Here is a 13,631-nt window from a genome sequence, read left to right on the forward strand (position 1 = left end):
GCAGCTACAGGGCGAGTGCCAGGCCGGCCGTCACCGCGAACCCTCGTCAGCGCAGCAACTGTCCACGCAACCGTCCGTGCTGCCTGTCGCCGGCCCGGCCGGGGGGAGCCCGGGTGTGCAGCAGGCGTCACCGCGCCACGCTTCACGGCCCTCCTTGACCGCCACCACGGCGATGACCAGCGCGGCGACCGGGTCGGCCCAGGACCAGCCGAACAGGCTGTTCAGACCCAGGCCCACGAGGAGGACGGCGGACAGGTAGGTGCACAGCAGGGTCTGTTTGGAGTCCGCGACCGCCGACCGCGAACCGAGTTCCCGGCCGGCGCGGCGCTGCGCGTACGACAGGCCCGGCATGATCGCCAACGACAGTGTCGCCAGCACGAGACCGATGCTGGAGTGCTCGGCGTCGGCGCCGCCGAGCAGGGCACGCACCGACTCCACCGTCACATAGGCGGCGAGGGCGAAGAACGAGACCGCGATGATCCGCAGCGCCGCCTTCTCCCGAGCTTCCGGATCGCGACCGGCGAACTGCCACGCCACCGCGGCTGCCGACGATACCTCGATCACGGAGTCCAAGCCGAAGCCGAGCAGGGCGGTCGACGACGCGATCGTGCCGGCGGTGATCGCGACGACCGCCTCGACGACGTTGTAGGTGATCGTCGCGGCGACCAGCAGCCGCACCCGGCGGGCGAGCACCGCGCGGCGCGCCGGCGACGGTTCCGCCGGTGTCAGGTCGATGAGGGGGAGGGTCATCAGCAGCAGCCCTTTTCACCGGAGTCCGGACACGCGGCCGGGTCTACCGTCAGGACGAGGCCGAGCAGGTCTGCGAGGGCGTGTGCCAGCCGGGCGTCGGCCAGTTCGTACCGGGTGCGGCGGCCCTGGGGCACGGCGACCACCAGGCCGCAGCCGCGCAGACACGACAGGTGGTTCGACAGGTTCTGCCGGGTCGTGCTCAGTAGTTCGGCCAGCTCCGCCGGGTATCCCGGTCCGTCGCGCAGCGCCAGCAGCAGTCGCGCCCGGGTCGGGTCGGACAGGGCATGACCGAAGCGGGCCAGCACCTGCCCGTGCGTCAACGTCTCCACATCACCGATAGTACATTCGGCGGTGTACTAAGAAGGGCAGGGCCTCACCTGTGCAGCATGGCGTTCCTGTTCAAGGTAAAGCGTGCGCTGTACCCTCGCGGTCGCTCGAGCGAGGAGCGGCGGTGGCGTCGTGGGCTGGAGACGCGGCACCCCCGGGCCGGTGTCGGCTCCGGGGGTGCGGGTGTCGCGGGTTGGTCAGTCGTTGCGGTGCTCGGCCCACCACTGCTGCCCGGTCTCGGGCAGGGTGTCGATCGGGTCGTAGTAGGCGTGGCGCTTGTTGAGCGCCTCGGCGTCGGCGGACTCGATGGAGGTGCGGTAGTTCTTCGTCCAGTACGAGATGCCGCGGTCGCGGTCGTACTCGGTGAGCATGTGCACCCAGCGCTTGCCGACGAAGGGCACGTCGCACACGATGCGCGGGGTGGCGTAGCCGGGCAGGTAGCCCATGATGTCGTGCTGGAGCTGCTGGGCGTGCCAGACCGGGACCCGCCAGTGCTCGGCGTTGGGGATCATGTCGCACATGTAGAAGTAGTACGGCAGGATGCCCGCCTCGCCTTGGAGGGCGAAGCAGAGGTCGAGCAGGTCGGGGGCGGTGGCGTTGACGCCGCGCATGAGCACGCCCTGGTTGCGGACGTCGCGTACGCCGACGTCGAGGGCGGTCTGGGCGGCCCTGGCGACCAGCGGGGTGAGCGACTGGGCGTGGTTGACGTGGGTGTGGATGGCGAGGTTGACGCCGCGGCGGGCGGCGGTGCGGGCGACCCGTTCGAGGCCCTCGACGACGTCGGGCTGGAGCCAGTGCTGGGGCAGGCCCATGAGGGCCTTGGTGGCGAGCCGGATGTCGCGGATGGTCTCGATCTCCAGCAGCCGCATCAGGTAGGACTCGAGGTTCTTCCACGGGACGTTGGCCACGTCGCCGCCGGAGACGACGACGTCACGGACGCCGGGGTGGGCCTTGAGGTAGCCGATGTGGGCGTCGTAGCGGTCGACGGGTTTGAGGGTGAGCTTGAGCTTGTCGACGGCGGGGGTGGAGTTGCCGACGAGGTCCATGCGGGTGCAGTGCCCGCAGTACTGGGGGCAGGTGGAGAGCAGCTCGGCGAGGACCTTGGTGGGGTAGCGGTGGGTGAGGCCCTCGGCGACCCACATGTCGTGTTCGTGCAGGGAGTCGCGGCTGGCGTACGGGTGGGAGGGCCAGTCGGTGCGCCGGTCGGAGGCGACGGGGATCATGTAGCGCCGGATGGGGTCGGCGAGGAACGCCTCGGTGGTCATCGGCGCGAACGGGACCATGGTGTTCATCATCTGTGGCGGCACCAGCATGGACATGGTGGCCAGGGCTTTCTGGTCGGCCTCGAGGTCGGCGTAGAAGGTCTCGTCGACCGTGTCGCCGAGGACGGTGCGCAGCTGCTTGATGTTCTTGACGCAGTTGACGCGCTGCCACTGGGCGTTCTCCCACTGGTCGCGGGTGACGTGGCGCCAGCCGGGGAAGCGGGTCCAGTCGGGTTCGACGAGGGGCGCGCGGCGGTACTCGTAGGGCTGTCCGGCGGTGGGGACGGCGACCGGCGCGGGGCGGGGCGCAGGCGGGGTCTCTACCGGTTGGGTCTGGGTCACGGCCCCTCCTCGATGTGGTGCGGTTGATCAGCGACCCCGAAGGCTACTGGAAAATATTCGGTGAAGAAATTAGTCTGCCGTAAGTTTTCCCGCTACGCGAGCCCTGGTCGGGGCTTCGAGCGGCGTGACAGGGGAGGTCGGCGTGACGTCACCGGTGGGTCTGCACCGCGTTGTCGAACCGGCGGGGGTGCTGCCGCAGGCCGCGTGGCGGCTGGACGCGAGTCCGGAGATCGCGCCGAACGAGGTGCGGATCCGGGTGGAGCGGTTGAACCTGGACGCGGCGAGCTTCCGGCAGCTGTGGGAGAAGCACGGCGGGGACGGCGACGCGGTCCGCGCCGAGGTGCTCCAGATCGTGTCGACGCGCGGCAAGATGCAGAACCCGGTGACGGGCTCGGGCGGGATGCTGATCGGCACCGTGGAGGAGGCGGGACGGCGGTCCCCGCTGGGGCTGCGGGCGGGGCAGCGGGTGGCGACCCTGGTGTCGCTGACGTTGACGCCGCTGACGATCCTCGACGGGCTGGCCCGCTGGGACGGGCGCAGCGAGCAGGTGCCGTGCGACGGGTACGCGATCCTGTTCGCCCGGTCGATCGCGGCGGTGCTGCCGGCGGATCTCGATCCGCAGTTGTCCCTGGCGGTACTGGACGTGTGCGGGGCGCCGGCGCTGACGGCGCGGGTGGTGTCGCGGTACGTGGCGGAGCGGGAGCGGGCGGAGGATCCGACGCCGGTGCGGGTGGCGGTGATCGGTGGCGCGGGCAAGAGCGGGTCGCTGTCTCTGGCCGCGGCGCGGCGGGCGGGTGCCGCCCGTACGGTCGGGGTGGTGCCGGTCGTGGCGGAGCGTGACGCGCTGGCGGCGGTGGGTCTGGCGGACGTGGTGGCGTTGGCCGACGCCCGGGATCCGGTGGCGTTGTCGTCGGCGGTGACGACGGCGTTGGGGGCGCCGGCGGACGTGACGGTGGTCTGCGTGGACGTGCCGGGGTGTGAGCACGGTGCGGTGCTGGCGACGGAGGACGGCGGCACGGTGGTGTTCTTCTCGATGGCGACGAGTTTCGCGGCGGCGGCGTTGGGGGCGGAGGGCCTGGCGGCGGACGTGACGATGCTGGTCGGCAACGGGTACGTGCCGGGGCACGCGGAGTTCGCGTTGGGTCTGTTGCGCTCGGAGTCGGGGGTGCGGGCGTTGTTCGAGGCGCGTCTGGCGGCAGACTGATGGTCATGACGAACCCCTCGACTCTGTACCGCGGCGGGACGCTGCACTGCCCGGCCGATCCGAGCGCGACGGCTCTGCTGGTGACCGATGGCCGGATCTCCTGGTTGGGGGTGGAGGCGGACGCGCCGGTCGCCGAGCGGGTGGTGGATCTGGACGGGGCGTTGGTGACGCCGGCGTTCGTCGACGCGCACGTGCACGCCACGGACACGGGGTTGGCGTTGTCGGGGCTGGATCTGTCGGCGGTGCGTTCGGCGGCGGAGTTGCTGGACGCGGTGGCGGGGTTCGCGGCGGGGTTGCCGTCGGACGCGGTGGTGTTGGGGCACGGCTGGGACGAGTCGAGTTGGCCGGTGCCGCGGTTGCCGGACGCGGCGATGTTGGACCGGGCGGCCGGGGGGCGGCGGCTGTATCTGTCGCAGGCGTCGATCCATTCGGCGTTGGTGTCGGCGGCGTTGCTGGCGGCGTGTCCGCAGGTGGTGTCGGCGGCGGGGTACGACGCGTCGGGGTGGTTGCGGCGGGACGCGCACCACGTGGTGCGGGCGGCGGCGTTCGCGTCGGTGACGCGGGCGCAGCGGGTGGCGGCGCAGCGGGCGGCGTTGGCGCACGCGGCGTCGCTGGGTATCGCGGCGGTGCACGAGTGCGGTGGTCCGGAGATCTCCGACGAGGAGGACTTCACGGGTCTGTTGGCGTTGTCGGGTGACGGCGTGGCTGAGGTGTACGGGTACTGGGGTGAGCTGCTGGGGGCGGCGCGGGCTCGTGAGTTGGGTGCGGTGGGTGCGGGGGGTGATCTGTTCGCCGACGGGGCGTTGGGGTCGCGTACGGCGCACGTGTCGCGTGACTACCTGGATGGTGAGGGGGGTTGCGGGCACGGTTACCTGAGTGCGGAGCAGGTGCGTGAGCATCTGTTGGACTGTGCGGCGCACGCTGTGCAGGGTGGGTTCCACGCGATCGGTGACGCGGCGATCTCGACGGTGCTGGAGGGTTTTGCGGGGGCGGCGGAGAGGTTGGGCACGGACCGGGTGCGGGCGGGTCGGCACCGCATCGAGCACGCGGAGATCATGAACAAGCGGTTGATCGCCGGGTTCGTGGAGTACGGGATCGTGGCGAGCATGCAGCCGGCGTTCGACCGGTTGTGGGGTGGCGCGGGTCGGATGTACGAGTCGCGGCTGGGCCTGGAGCGGTCGTTGGAGTCGAATCCGATGGGTGCGATGCACGGTGTCGGGGTGGCGTTGGCGTTCGGGTCGGATTCGCCGGTGACGCCGCTGGATCCGTGGGGTTCGGTGCGGGCGGCGGTGTGGCACCACAGTCCGACGCAGCGGATGAGTGTGCGGTCGGCGTTCGCGGCGCACACCCGTGGCGGGTGGCGTGCGGTGCGGCTGGACAACGAGGGTGTGCTGGCGTTGGGGGCACCGGCGACGTTCGCGGTGTGGTCGACGCCGGCGGGGGTGGACCGGGGGTTGCCGGTGTTGTTGGCCGCGGACCCGGAGGCGCGTGGTCCGCAGGACCCGACGCCGCTGCCGGTGTGTCGGCGCACGGTGTTGCGCGGTGACGTGATCTACGAGGAAGGGTCTTCGTGAGCGAGCGAACCATCGGTACGGCGTGTGGCGCCGTCGCGGGGCAGGGTCGGGTGACGGTGTGACGGGCAAGCTTGACCTTGATCCGCGGCTGGTGGCGCGGGCGCGGGAGTTGGCGCGTCGCGCCGGGCAGCCGGTGGTGGATCTGGCGCGCAGCCACACGACGGTGTCGGTGGAGCGGGCGGTGCTGCGGCTGGCCGGGGTGGCCGGCGCGGATCCGGACGGTATTCCGTGGGTGAACCGGCTCGTGGACGCGGTGGTCGCGGACGTGGGGTTGGGGCACGGGGTGGCGTTGCCGGTGTTCGACGCGCTCGCCCGGGAGCAGCTCGGGGACGTGACGTTGCTGGCGCAGAAGGCGGCGGCGGGGTCGGTGCGGTTCGAGGTGCCGACGGGGAAGGCGGCCACGGCGGCGCGGAAGGCGGCGCGGCGGGCGGTGGGTGCGGGGATCCGGGCGATCGACCGGCGGCGTGCGGAGCGTGACCGGCTGGTGAAGCGGTTCGGGGATCCGGCGCAGCGGCCGTGGATCTATCTGATCGTGGCGACGGGCGACATCTACGAGGACATTCCGCAGGCGCAGGCGGCGGCGCGGGCGGGTGCGGACGTCATCGCGGTGATCCGGTCGACGGGGCAGTCGCTGCTGGACTACGTGCCGGAGGGGGCGACCCGGGAGGGTTTCGCGGGCACGTACGCGACGCAGGAGAACTTCCGGTTGATGCGGGCGGCGTTGGACGAGTCGTCGCGGGAGTTGGGCCGCTACGTGCGGTTGACGAACTACGCGTCGGGTCTGTGCATGCCGGAGATGGCGACCCTGGCGGGCCTGGAGCGGCTCGACATGATGTTGAACGACTCGATGTACGGGATCCTGTTCCGGGACATCAACCCGATCCGCACGTTCGTGGACCAGCGGTTCTCGCGGCAGGTGCACGCGCGGGCGGGGATCATCATCAACACCGGTGAGGACAACTACCTGACCACGGCGGACGCGGTGGACGAGGCGCACACGGTGACGGTGTCGCAGCTGCTCAACGAGTTCTTCGCGCACGAGGCGGGGTTGGCGGACTGGCAGTTGGGCCTGGGGCACGCGTTCGAGATCAACCCGGACGTGCCGGAGTCGTTGCGGCTGGAGTTGGCGCACGCGTTGCTGGCGCGGGAGTTGTTCCCGGACGCGCCGTTGAAGTGGATGCCGCCGACGAAGCACATGACGGGTGACGTGTTCCGGGGCAATCTGCTGGACGGGTTCTTCAACCTGGTGGGCACGATGACCGGTCAGGGGATCCTGCTGGTGGGGATGATGACCGAGGCGGTGGTGACGCCGTGGTTGTCGGACCGGGACATCGCCCTGCAGAACGTGCGGTACGTGCTGGGTGCGGCCGGTGGGTTGCATGAGGACTTCGTGCCGGCGTCGGGCGGGTTCATCCAGCAGCGGGCGAACCGGGTGCTGGGTGAGGCGGTCGACCTGCTGGAGCGCATCGGTGATCAGTCGCTGTTGACGGCGATCGCCGAGGGCACGTTCGGGATCATGAAGCGGCCGGCGGACCGGGGCAAGGGGTTGGCGGGGGTGGCCGCGCACGAGGCCGGCTACTTCAATCCGGCGACGGAGATCCTGGAGGCGCCGGTGGCGGGTGGAGAGGTGGCACGGGCGTGAGCGCCGTCGAGGCCGGCGGGGACGCCGGGAAGAAGATCGTCCGGCCGTACGGGGACACCACGGGCGACGGCATGGTGCAGGTGTCGTTCACGTTGCCGGTGCCGCACGACAAGCGGGCCGAGGGCGCGGCGGTGCAGTTGGCGAACAAGATGGGCATCGATCCGGCGATGCTGGTGCACGCCAAGCCGATGAGTGACGGGTTCACGTTCTTCGTGGTGTACGGGCGGGTGAACCATCTGGTGGACCTGTCGGCGGTGCAGGTGGTGGAGCGTGACTTCCCGCTGCTGAGCGCCAAGGAGGTCAACGCGGTGGTGAAGCGGCGGTTGCGGCGCAAGTTGTCGGTGGTGGGGGCGTGCATCGGCACGGACGCGCACACGGTCGGCATCGACGCGATCCTCAACGTGAAGGGCATCGCGGGGGAGAAGGGCCTGGAGTACTACCGGGAGTTGAAGGTCACGAACCTGGGTGCGCAGGTGAGCGTGCCGGAGTTGGTGGAGGCGGCGCGGGTGGAGCGCGCGGATGCGGTGCTGGTGTCGCAGGTGGTGACGCAGCGCGACGCGCATCTGCACAACACGCGGGAGATGTCGGCGGCGTTCCGGGAGGCGATGCCGGCGGGGCGCCGGCCGTTGCTGATCGTGGGTGGGCCGCGTTTCGACGAGTCGATGGCCGGCGAGTTGGGCGTGGACCGGATCTTCGGTCGGGGCACCACCCCGGGTGAGGTGGCGAGTTTCCTGGTGCACGCGTTGGTCACGGAGAAGAAGGCGAAGGCATGAGTGATTCCCGGGTGGGTCTGACGGTCGTGCACCGGCGGTACGTGCCGTATTCGCACGCCCACTACGCCGGCAACCTGGTCGACGGGGCGTACGCGCTGGGGCTGTTCGGGGACGTGGCCACGGAGGTGTGTATCCGCACCGACGGTGACGAGGGGTTGTTCGCGTCGTACTCGGACGTGCAGTTCCGGGCGGCGATGCGGGCGGGTGACGTGTTGGAGGTGACGGCGACGGTGACCCGGGTGGGTACCCGCAGCCGCACGATCGACTTCGTCGCGGCCGTGGTGTGCCGGGGGCGTCCGGATCGGGGTGAGTCGGCGGCCGAGGTGCTCGACGTGCCGATCGTGGCGGTCACCGCGACCGGCACGGTGGTCGTGCCGCCGGTGGCGTGAGGTACGCGGTCTGCGCCGACGTCGGGTCCACGTACACGAAGGTGGCGGTGGTGGACCTCGACGCGGGCGCGTTGGTGGCGGGGGCGTCGGCGCCGACGACCGTGGGCACGGACGTGCTGCACGGCCTGGACGCGGCGGTGGCGGCGGCCACCGCCGGCCTGGCGGCGGGTCAGGCGCCCTGGTACGTGTGTTCGTCGGCCGGTGGTGGGTTGCGGCTGGCGGTCGTCGGCTACGAGCGGCTGGTGACCGCGCAGGCGGGCCGGCGGGTGGGTCTGTCGGCGGGCGCGAACGTGGTGCACGTGGCCGCGGGTCGGCTCGGTGCGGCGGACCTGGCGGGGCTGCGGGCGGCCCGCCCGGACGTGGTGCTGCTGGTGGGTGGCACCGACGGTGGTGACGCCGAGACGTTGACGCACAACGCGACGCGGCTGGCGCGGGCCCGCTGGCGGGTGCCGGTGGTGTTGGCCGGCAACGTCGACGTCCGCGACGACCTGCACGCCGTGCTGGCTGCGGCGGGGGTGCCGGTGACGGTGGCCGACAACGTGCTGCCGCGCATCGGGGTGCTGGCGCCGGCGTCGGCGCGCTCGGCCATCCGGGAGGTGTTCCTGCGGCACGTGATCGGGGGCAAGCGGCTGTCGCGGGGGTCGCGGTTCGCGCGGCTGGTGCGGGCGGCCACTCCCGACGCGGTGCTGACCGGCGTGGAGGTGCTGGCCGACACCCTGGGTGGTGATCTGGTGGTGGTGGATGTGGGTGGCGCCACCACGGACGTGTATTCGGTGCTCACGCCGGACGAGCGGGCCACCGGGCCGGGGCGGGAGGTGGCGGGGTCGCTGTGGCGGGCCCGTACCGTCGAGGGGGACCTGGGCATGCGGTGGAGCGCGCCGGGGGTGGTGCGGGCGGCCGTCGAGGAGCGGCTGCTGACCGACGCGCAGGGCGACGACCTGGCAACGGGGGCGGCGGTGCGCGCGGGCGATCCGGGGTTCCTGCCGGTGGGGGACGCGGAGCGTGCGGTGGACGCCCGGATCGCGGCCCTGGCGGCGACGGTGGCGTTGCGTCGGCACGCCCGGGGCGCGGCCACGGGTGAGCGGGCCGGGCGGGACCTGCGCGACGTGCGGCTGCTGGTGGGTTCCGGTGGGGTGCTGCGGCACGCCGCGCCGGCGGATGCGGCGGGTGTGCTGGGTGCGGTGCTGGCCGACCACGCCGGTGGGTGGCCGTTGCCGCGTGCGGCGCGGCCGGTCGTCGACGTCGACTACGTGCTGGCCGCCGGTGGGCTGCTGGCCGCCGAGCATCCGGCGGCGGCGGGGGCGTTGCTGCGCCGGCACCTCGCGACGGATTGAGACTCGCCGACGCGACACGCCGTGGTGCATCACACGACAGGCCCGGGTGGGTTGACAGCGGCGGGGGTCCACGCCGTACCGTCTTTGAGTCCTACTACGGGAAGCGGCTGTTGTTCGCTTCGTCCCTTCGTCCGCTGGCCGAGCGACATGTGAGCAGTGCGTCGCGGCGGCCAGGTCCAGCGGGCGGGGGTCGGCGGGGCGGCGCGAACCGGCCGCGGTTACCGGTGTACGGGCAGGGTGAGGTGCACGGCCAGTAGACAACGGCCAGGCGGGGGCAGCCAGTCCACGTCGGGTCGGTCCGAAGGTCGGCGCAGCTCATTCTCGCCCCACCGGCCGGGAAGGGCCTGGGAGCATCGGGGCGCGGCGTGAGCCGCGCCCCGATTTGTGTCTGCGGCCCCCTGCCGGGGAGGAATCGCCCTTACGCGCCGCGACGGGGCGTCGGGTGCGGCGCCGGGCGGGGCGGGAACTCGTGGCCGGGTAGCCTTCGGCCCGTGATCGTGGGCAACGTGCCGGCGCCGGCCGGGGACAGCAGCCAGCCGGGCGCCGTGGGGGCGGGGACGCCCGGAGCGCCGCGGCGGCCGCTGCCGCTGCGGGTGGCCGTGCCGATGGCGGTGGTCGCCGGGCTGGCGTTGCTGGCGGCGTTCCCGCCGTACGGGCTGTGGCCGCTCGCGCCGCTGGGCGTGGCGTTGCTGGCCGCGGCGACGCACCGGCGTCGGGTACGCGCCGGCGCCGGGCTGGGTCTCCTGACCGGGGTGGCGTTGTTCGCGCCGCTGCTGAGCTGGACGAACCTGCACACCGGCTACCTGCCGTGGGTGTTGCTGTCGCTGTTGCAGGCCGGCTACCTGGCGCTGCTGGGCGCGGCGGGCGCGTACGTGTCGCCGCTGGTAGAGCGGGCGCGGTGGAGCTGGCCGTTGGTGACCGGCCTGTTGTGGGTGGGGCAGGAGGCGCTGCGCGACCGCACCCCGTTCGGCGGGTTCCCGTGGGGGCGCCTGGCGTTCAGCCAGGACGGCTCGCCGCTGCTGCGGCTGGCCGCGTGGGGTGGCGCGCCGCTGGTGACGTTCGCGGTGGCGCTGACGGGCGGGCTGCTGGTCGCGGCGCTGTGGCGGCCGTGGGGCGGGCGGCGGCGCTGGTGGGTGCCGGTGGCTGGGCTGGCCGCCGCGGCGGTCGCGGTGCCCGTCGTGGGGCTGCTGGTGCCGGTGTCGGGCGCGGGGGGCGGCGCCGCGGTCACGGTGGCGATCGTGCAGGGCAACGTGCCGCGGCTCGGGCTGGACTTCAACGCCCAGCGGCAGGCGGTGCTGAACAACCACGTCGACGCCACGATCGAGCTGGCCGGGCAGGTGTCCGCGGGCGTGCGGCCCCGCCCCGACCTGGTGGTGTGGCCGGAGAACTCCAGCGACATCGACCCGCTGCGCGACACCGACGCCGGGGCGCGCATCTCGCAGGCCGCCGACGCGGTCGGCGCCCCGATCCTCGTCGGTGCGGTCCTGCGCGGCCCCGGGGAGGGGCAGGTGCGCAACGCGGGGATCCTGTGGCGGCCCGGCAGCGGCCCGGACCTGGACCAGCTGTACACGAAGCGGCACCCGGTGCCGTTCGCCGAGTACGTGCCGATGCGTGATCTCGCCCGGATGGTCAGCAAGCAGGTCGACCGGGTACGCGCCGACTTCGTGCCGGGCAGCGAGCCGGGGGTGCTGCGGACCGGGGCGGCGGTGCTCGGCGACGTGATCTGCTTCGAGGTCGCCTACGACGAGGTGGTGCGTGACACCGTCGTCGGCGGCGCGCAGCTGCTGGTGGTGCAGACCAACAACGCCACGTTCGACGTGGCCGAGGCGCGCCAGCAGTTGGCGATGGTGCGGCTGCGGGCGGTCGAGCACGGCCGGCCGGCGTTGATGGCCTCCACTGTCGGGGTGTCCGGGTTCGTTGCCCCGGACGGGCGGGTAAGCGACGCCACCGGGTTCAACACCCGAGCGGTCGTGGTGCGGCAGCTGCGGCTGGACGACGGGCGCACCCTGGCCACCCGGGTCGGGTTGTGGCCGGAGGTGGCGCTGGCCACCCTGGCCGTGGCGGCCCTGGTCGGCGCGGGCGTGCTGCGCCGCCGGCCGCGCGCCGGGTGACACCAGCCGGTACGCCGGCGAAGGGGGAGCGACGGTGGGCGAGACGACCGGCACCCGGGCCGACACCGGTCATCCGGGGGTGGGTCGGGTGCTCGTGGTGATCCCGACCTACAACGAGGCCGACAACGTGGCGGGGATCGTGGCGCGGGTGCGTCGCGCCGCGCCGGCGGTGGAGATCCTGGTCGCCGACGACGACAGCCCCGACGGCACCGGTGCGCTCGCCGACGCCCTGGCCGGCGCCGACCGCCGGGTGCACGTGCTGCACCGCGAGGGCAAGCAGGGCCTCGGCGCGGCCTACCTGGCGGGGTTCGCGTGGGCCCGCGAGCGCGGCTTCGACGCGGTGGTGGAGATGGACGCCGACGGTTCACACGCCCCGGAGGACCTGCCCGCGTTGCTGTCCGCCGCCCGCGACGCCGACGTGGTGATCGGCTCCCGGTGGACCGCCGGGGCGCGGGTGGTGAACTGGCCGCTGCGGCGGCTGCTGCTGTCGCGCTGCGGCAACCTGTACGCGCGGCTGGTGTTGGGCATGCCGCTGTCCGACGCCACCGGCGGCTACCGGGTGTACCGGCTGGCGGCCCTGGACGCATTCGACCTGGCGTCGGTCTGTTCGCAGGGGTATTCGTTCCAGGTGGAGTTGTCCCGGCTGGCGCACCGGTCCGGGGCACGCATCGTGGAGGTGCCGATCACGTTCGCCGAGCGGGAGCGCGGCAGCAGCAAGATGAGCCCGCTGATCGTGGCGGAGGCGTTGTGGCGGATCACGACGTGGGGGGTGCAGGACCGGCGGCAGGCGGTACGGCGTGGCCTGCACGGCACCCCCACCGGTCAGGTGCGGTGGCCCTGAGCGGCGGCGTGTCATGCTGGATGGGGCGCCGGCGCCCGCGCGGGGTGGCCCCGCCGTAGGCGCCGCTGATGGCGAATGGGGTGAGATGCGCCGAGGACTGAGGTTTGTGCCGTTGGCCCTGTTGGCGGCGACGCTGCTGGAGCTGGTGGTGTTCGTCGTGGTGGGGCGGGCGATCGGGTTCGGCTCGGCGCTGCTGGTGGTGTTCGCGGTGTCGCTGCTGGGGCTGGTGCTGCTGCGTCGGGAGGGGATGCGCGCCTGGCGTGGCTTCAAGGCCTCCGCGCAGGCCGGTCAGCCGCCGGGCCGGCAGGTCACCGACGGTCTCGTGGGGCTGCTCGGGGCGCTGCTGCTGGCGATGCCGGGCCTGCTCAGTGGCCTGGTGGGGGTGTCGTTGCTGGTGCCGCCGGTGCGTCGGCTGGCCCGCAACGGGGTGCAGCGGGCCGCGGAGCGGCGGGTGTCGTCGATGGTCGCCGGTGACCTGTTCGGGCCGCGCCGGGTGCGGGTGCGCCGGGGCGCGCCGCAGCAGCAGCCGCCGCAGCCGCAGCCGGCTGCCGAGCCCACCGTCGTCGACGGGGGCCGCGCCATCGAGGGGGAGATCGTGGAGCCCGGCCGAAGCTGACCTGGACACGACGGCGCCCCGGGAGCGATGCTCCCGGGGCGCCGTGGCGTTGACGGTGCGGCTCAGGCGCGGCCGCGGCGGGTGCGGACCTCCTGCAGCCGCTCGGCGAGGATGTCCTCCAGCTCGGCGATGGAACGCCGCTCCAGCAGCATGTCCCAGTGGGTACGCGGCGGCTTGGCCTTCTTCTGCTCCGGCTCGTTGCCGTCGACCAGCCGGGCCACGCTGCCGTCGAACTTGCATTCCCAGGTCGTGGGGACCTCGGCGTCGACGGCGAACGGAACCTCGAACTGGTGGCCCTTGGCGCAGAGGTACTCGCGGGTCTGACGCGGCGCGAGCTCCGTGTTGCGGTCGGATTCGTAGCTGACCGCGCCCAGACGGCTGCCACGCAGCATACGCTCGCCCATGATCGACTTCCCCTCGTTCGTGGTGCTGGTCTTCTCGGTGTAACGGTCCGTTCCCGCCGGGC

13 protein-coding genes are annotated in these 13,631 nt (G+C 72.8%); 9 read left to right on the top strand and 4 right to left on the bottom strand.

Annotated features, from left to right (window positions below):
* Positions 1 to 30 precede the first annotated feature (30 nt).
* From ABZ573_RS12850 to ABZ573_RS12860, 3 genes are all read right to left on the bottom strand, one after another.
* On the bottom strand, positions 31 to 750 hold the full coding sequence (locus tag ABZ573_RS12850) for a cation transporter (RefSeq protein ID WP_358118051.1): 720 nt from the start codon (positions 748 to 750) through the stop codon (positions 31 to 33).
* Positions 750 to 1,079, bottom strand: a complete 330-nt coding sequence (locus tag ABZ573_RS12855; protein WP_151456844.1) for a metalloregulator ArsR/SmtB family transcription factor — start codon at positions 1,077 to 1,079, stop codon at positions 750 to 752. The genes ABZ573_RS12850 and ABZ573_RS12855 overlap by 1 nt, the downstream gene beginning before the upstream one ends.
* Positions 1,080 to 1,274: 195 nt before the next feature.
* A complete protein-coding gene (locus tag ABZ573_RS12860; protein WP_151456843.1) occupies positions 1,275 to 2,681 on the bottom strand; it encodes a lysine 2,3-aminomutase in 1,407 nt (468 codons plus the stop codon).
* Positions 2,682 to 2,835: 154 nt separating this feature from the next.
* Here ABZ573_RS12860 and ABZ573_RS12865 point away from each other — a divergent pair, with 154 nt between their 5' ends.
* The 9 genes from ABZ573_RS12865 (at position 2,836) to ABZ573_RS12905 (ending at position 13,165) form a co-directional block, all read left to right on the top strand.
* Positions 2,836 to 3,885 carry a zinc-binding alcohol dehydrogenase gene (locus ABZ573_RS12865; protein WP_192581549.1) on the top strand — a complete coding sequence of 350 codons (1,050 nt, stop codon included), beginning with the start codon at positions 2,836 to 2,838 and terminating at the stop codon, positions 3,883 to 3,885.
* A 5-nt stretch (positions 3,886 to 3,890) separates the two neighbouring features.
* Positions 3,891 to 5,459, top strand: a complete 1,569-nt coding sequence (locus tag ABZ573_RS12870) for an amidohydrolase family protein (protein WP_358118055.1) — start codon at positions 3,891 to 3,893, stop codon at positions 5,457 to 5,459.
* Between the two features lie 58 nt (positions 5,460 to 5,517).
* Positions 5,518 to 7,101 carry a lysine 5,6-aminomutase subunit alpha gene (locus tag ABZ573_RS12875; RefSeq protein ID WP_151457593.1) on the top strand — a complete coding sequence of 528 codons (1,584 nt, stop codon included), beginning with the start codon at positions 5,518 to 5,520 and terminating at the stop codon, positions 7,099 to 7,101.
* 71 nt (positions 7,102 to 7,172) lie between these two features.
* The gene (locus tag ABZ573_RS12880; protein WP_255474808.1) at positions 7,173 to 7,874 is read left to right on the top strand and encodes an OAM dimerization domain-containing protein; all 702 of its coding nucleotides are present in this window, start codon (positions 7,173 to 7,175) and stop codon (positions 7,872 to 7,874) included.
* Positions 7,871 to 8,263: a hotdog domain-containing protein gene (locus ABZ573_RS12885; protein ID WP_358118058.1), complete on the top strand. Its 393-nt coding sequence runs from the start codon at positions 7,871 to 7,873 to the stop codon at positions 8,261 to 8,263. The genes ABZ573_RS12880 and ABZ573_RS12885 overlap by 4 nt, the downstream gene beginning before the upstream one ends.
* Complete coding sequence (locus ABZ573_RS12890) at positions 8,260 to 9,597, top strand: glutamate mutase L (protein ID WP_358118060.1); 1,338 nt, start codon at positions 8,260 to 8,262, stop codon at positions 9,595 to 9,597. The genes ABZ573_RS12885 and ABZ573_RS12890 overlap by 4 nt, the downstream gene beginning before the upstream one ends.
* Before the next feature lie 491 nt (positions 9,598 to 10,088).
* The gene (lnt, locus tag ABZ573_RS12895; RefSeq protein WP_358118062.1) at positions 10,089 to 11,708 is read left to right on the top strand and encodes an apolipoprotein N-acyltransferase; all 1,620 of its coding nucleotides are present in this window, start codon (positions 10,089 to 10,091) and stop codon (positions 11,706 to 11,708) included.
* Positions 11,709 to 11,742: 34 nt separating this feature from the next.
* A complete protein-coding gene (locus ABZ573_RS12900) occupies positions 11,743 to 12,549 on the top strand; it encodes a polyprenol monophosphomannose synthase (protein ID WP_151456919.1) in 807 nt (268 codons plus the stop codon).
* Between the two features lie 85 nt (positions 12,550 to 12,634).
* Positions 12,635 to 13,165 carry an FxsA family protein gene (locus tag ABZ573_RS12905; protein ID WP_358118064.1) on the top strand — a complete coding sequence of 177 codons (531 nt, stop codon included), beginning with the start codon at positions 12,635 to 12,637 and terminating at the stop codon, positions 13,163 to 13,165.
* 62 nt (positions 13,166 to 13,227) lie between these two features.
* Here ABZ573_RS12905 and ABZ573_RS12910 read toward each other — a convergent pair whose 3' ends face one another.
* A complete protein-coding gene (locus ABZ573_RS12910) occupies positions 13,228 to 13,569 on the bottom strand; it encodes an RNA polymerase-binding protein RbpA (protein ID WP_007460094.1) in 342 nt (113 codons plus the stop codon).
* Positions 13,570 to 13,631 lie beyond the last annotated feature (62 nt).

Origin of the sequence: Micromonospora sp. NPDC007220 (genome assembly GCF_040634035.1) — a bacterium.
In the GTDB taxonomy this organism is placed as follows: domain Bacteria; phylum Actinomycetota; class Actinomycetes; order Mycobacteriales; family Micromonosporaceae; genus Micromonospora; species Micromonospora reichwaldensis.

What these genes read in the sequence shown, in the direction of transcription:
- ABZ573_RS12850 (WP_358118051.1), bottom strand. Translation starts at nt 750, where the DNA reads ATGACCCTCCCCCTCATCGACCTGACACCGGCGGAACCGTCGCCGGCG.
- ABZ573_RS12910 (WP_007460094.1), bottom strand. Translation starts at nt 13,569, where the DNA reads ATGGGCGAGCGTATGCTGCGTGGCAGCCGTCTGGGCGCGGTCAGCTAC.
- ABZ573_RS12885 (WP_358118058.1), top strand. Translation starts at nt 7,871, where the DNA reads ATGAGTGATTCCCGGGTGGGTCTGACGGTCGTGCACCGGCGGTACGTG.
- ABZ573_RS12870 (WP_358118055.1), top strand. Translation starts at nt 3,891, where the DNA reads ATGACGAACCCCTCGACTCTGTACCGCGGCGGGACGCTGCACTGCCCG.
- ABZ573_RS12905 (WP_358118064.1), top strand. Translation starts at nt 12,635, where the DNA reads ATGCGCCGAGGACTGAGGTTTGTGCCGTTGGCCCTGTTGGCGGCGACG.
- ABZ573_RS12880 (WP_255474808.1), top strand. Translation starts at nt 7,173, where the DNA reads ATGGTGCAGGTGTCGTTCACGTTGCCGGTGCCGCACGACAAGCGGGCC.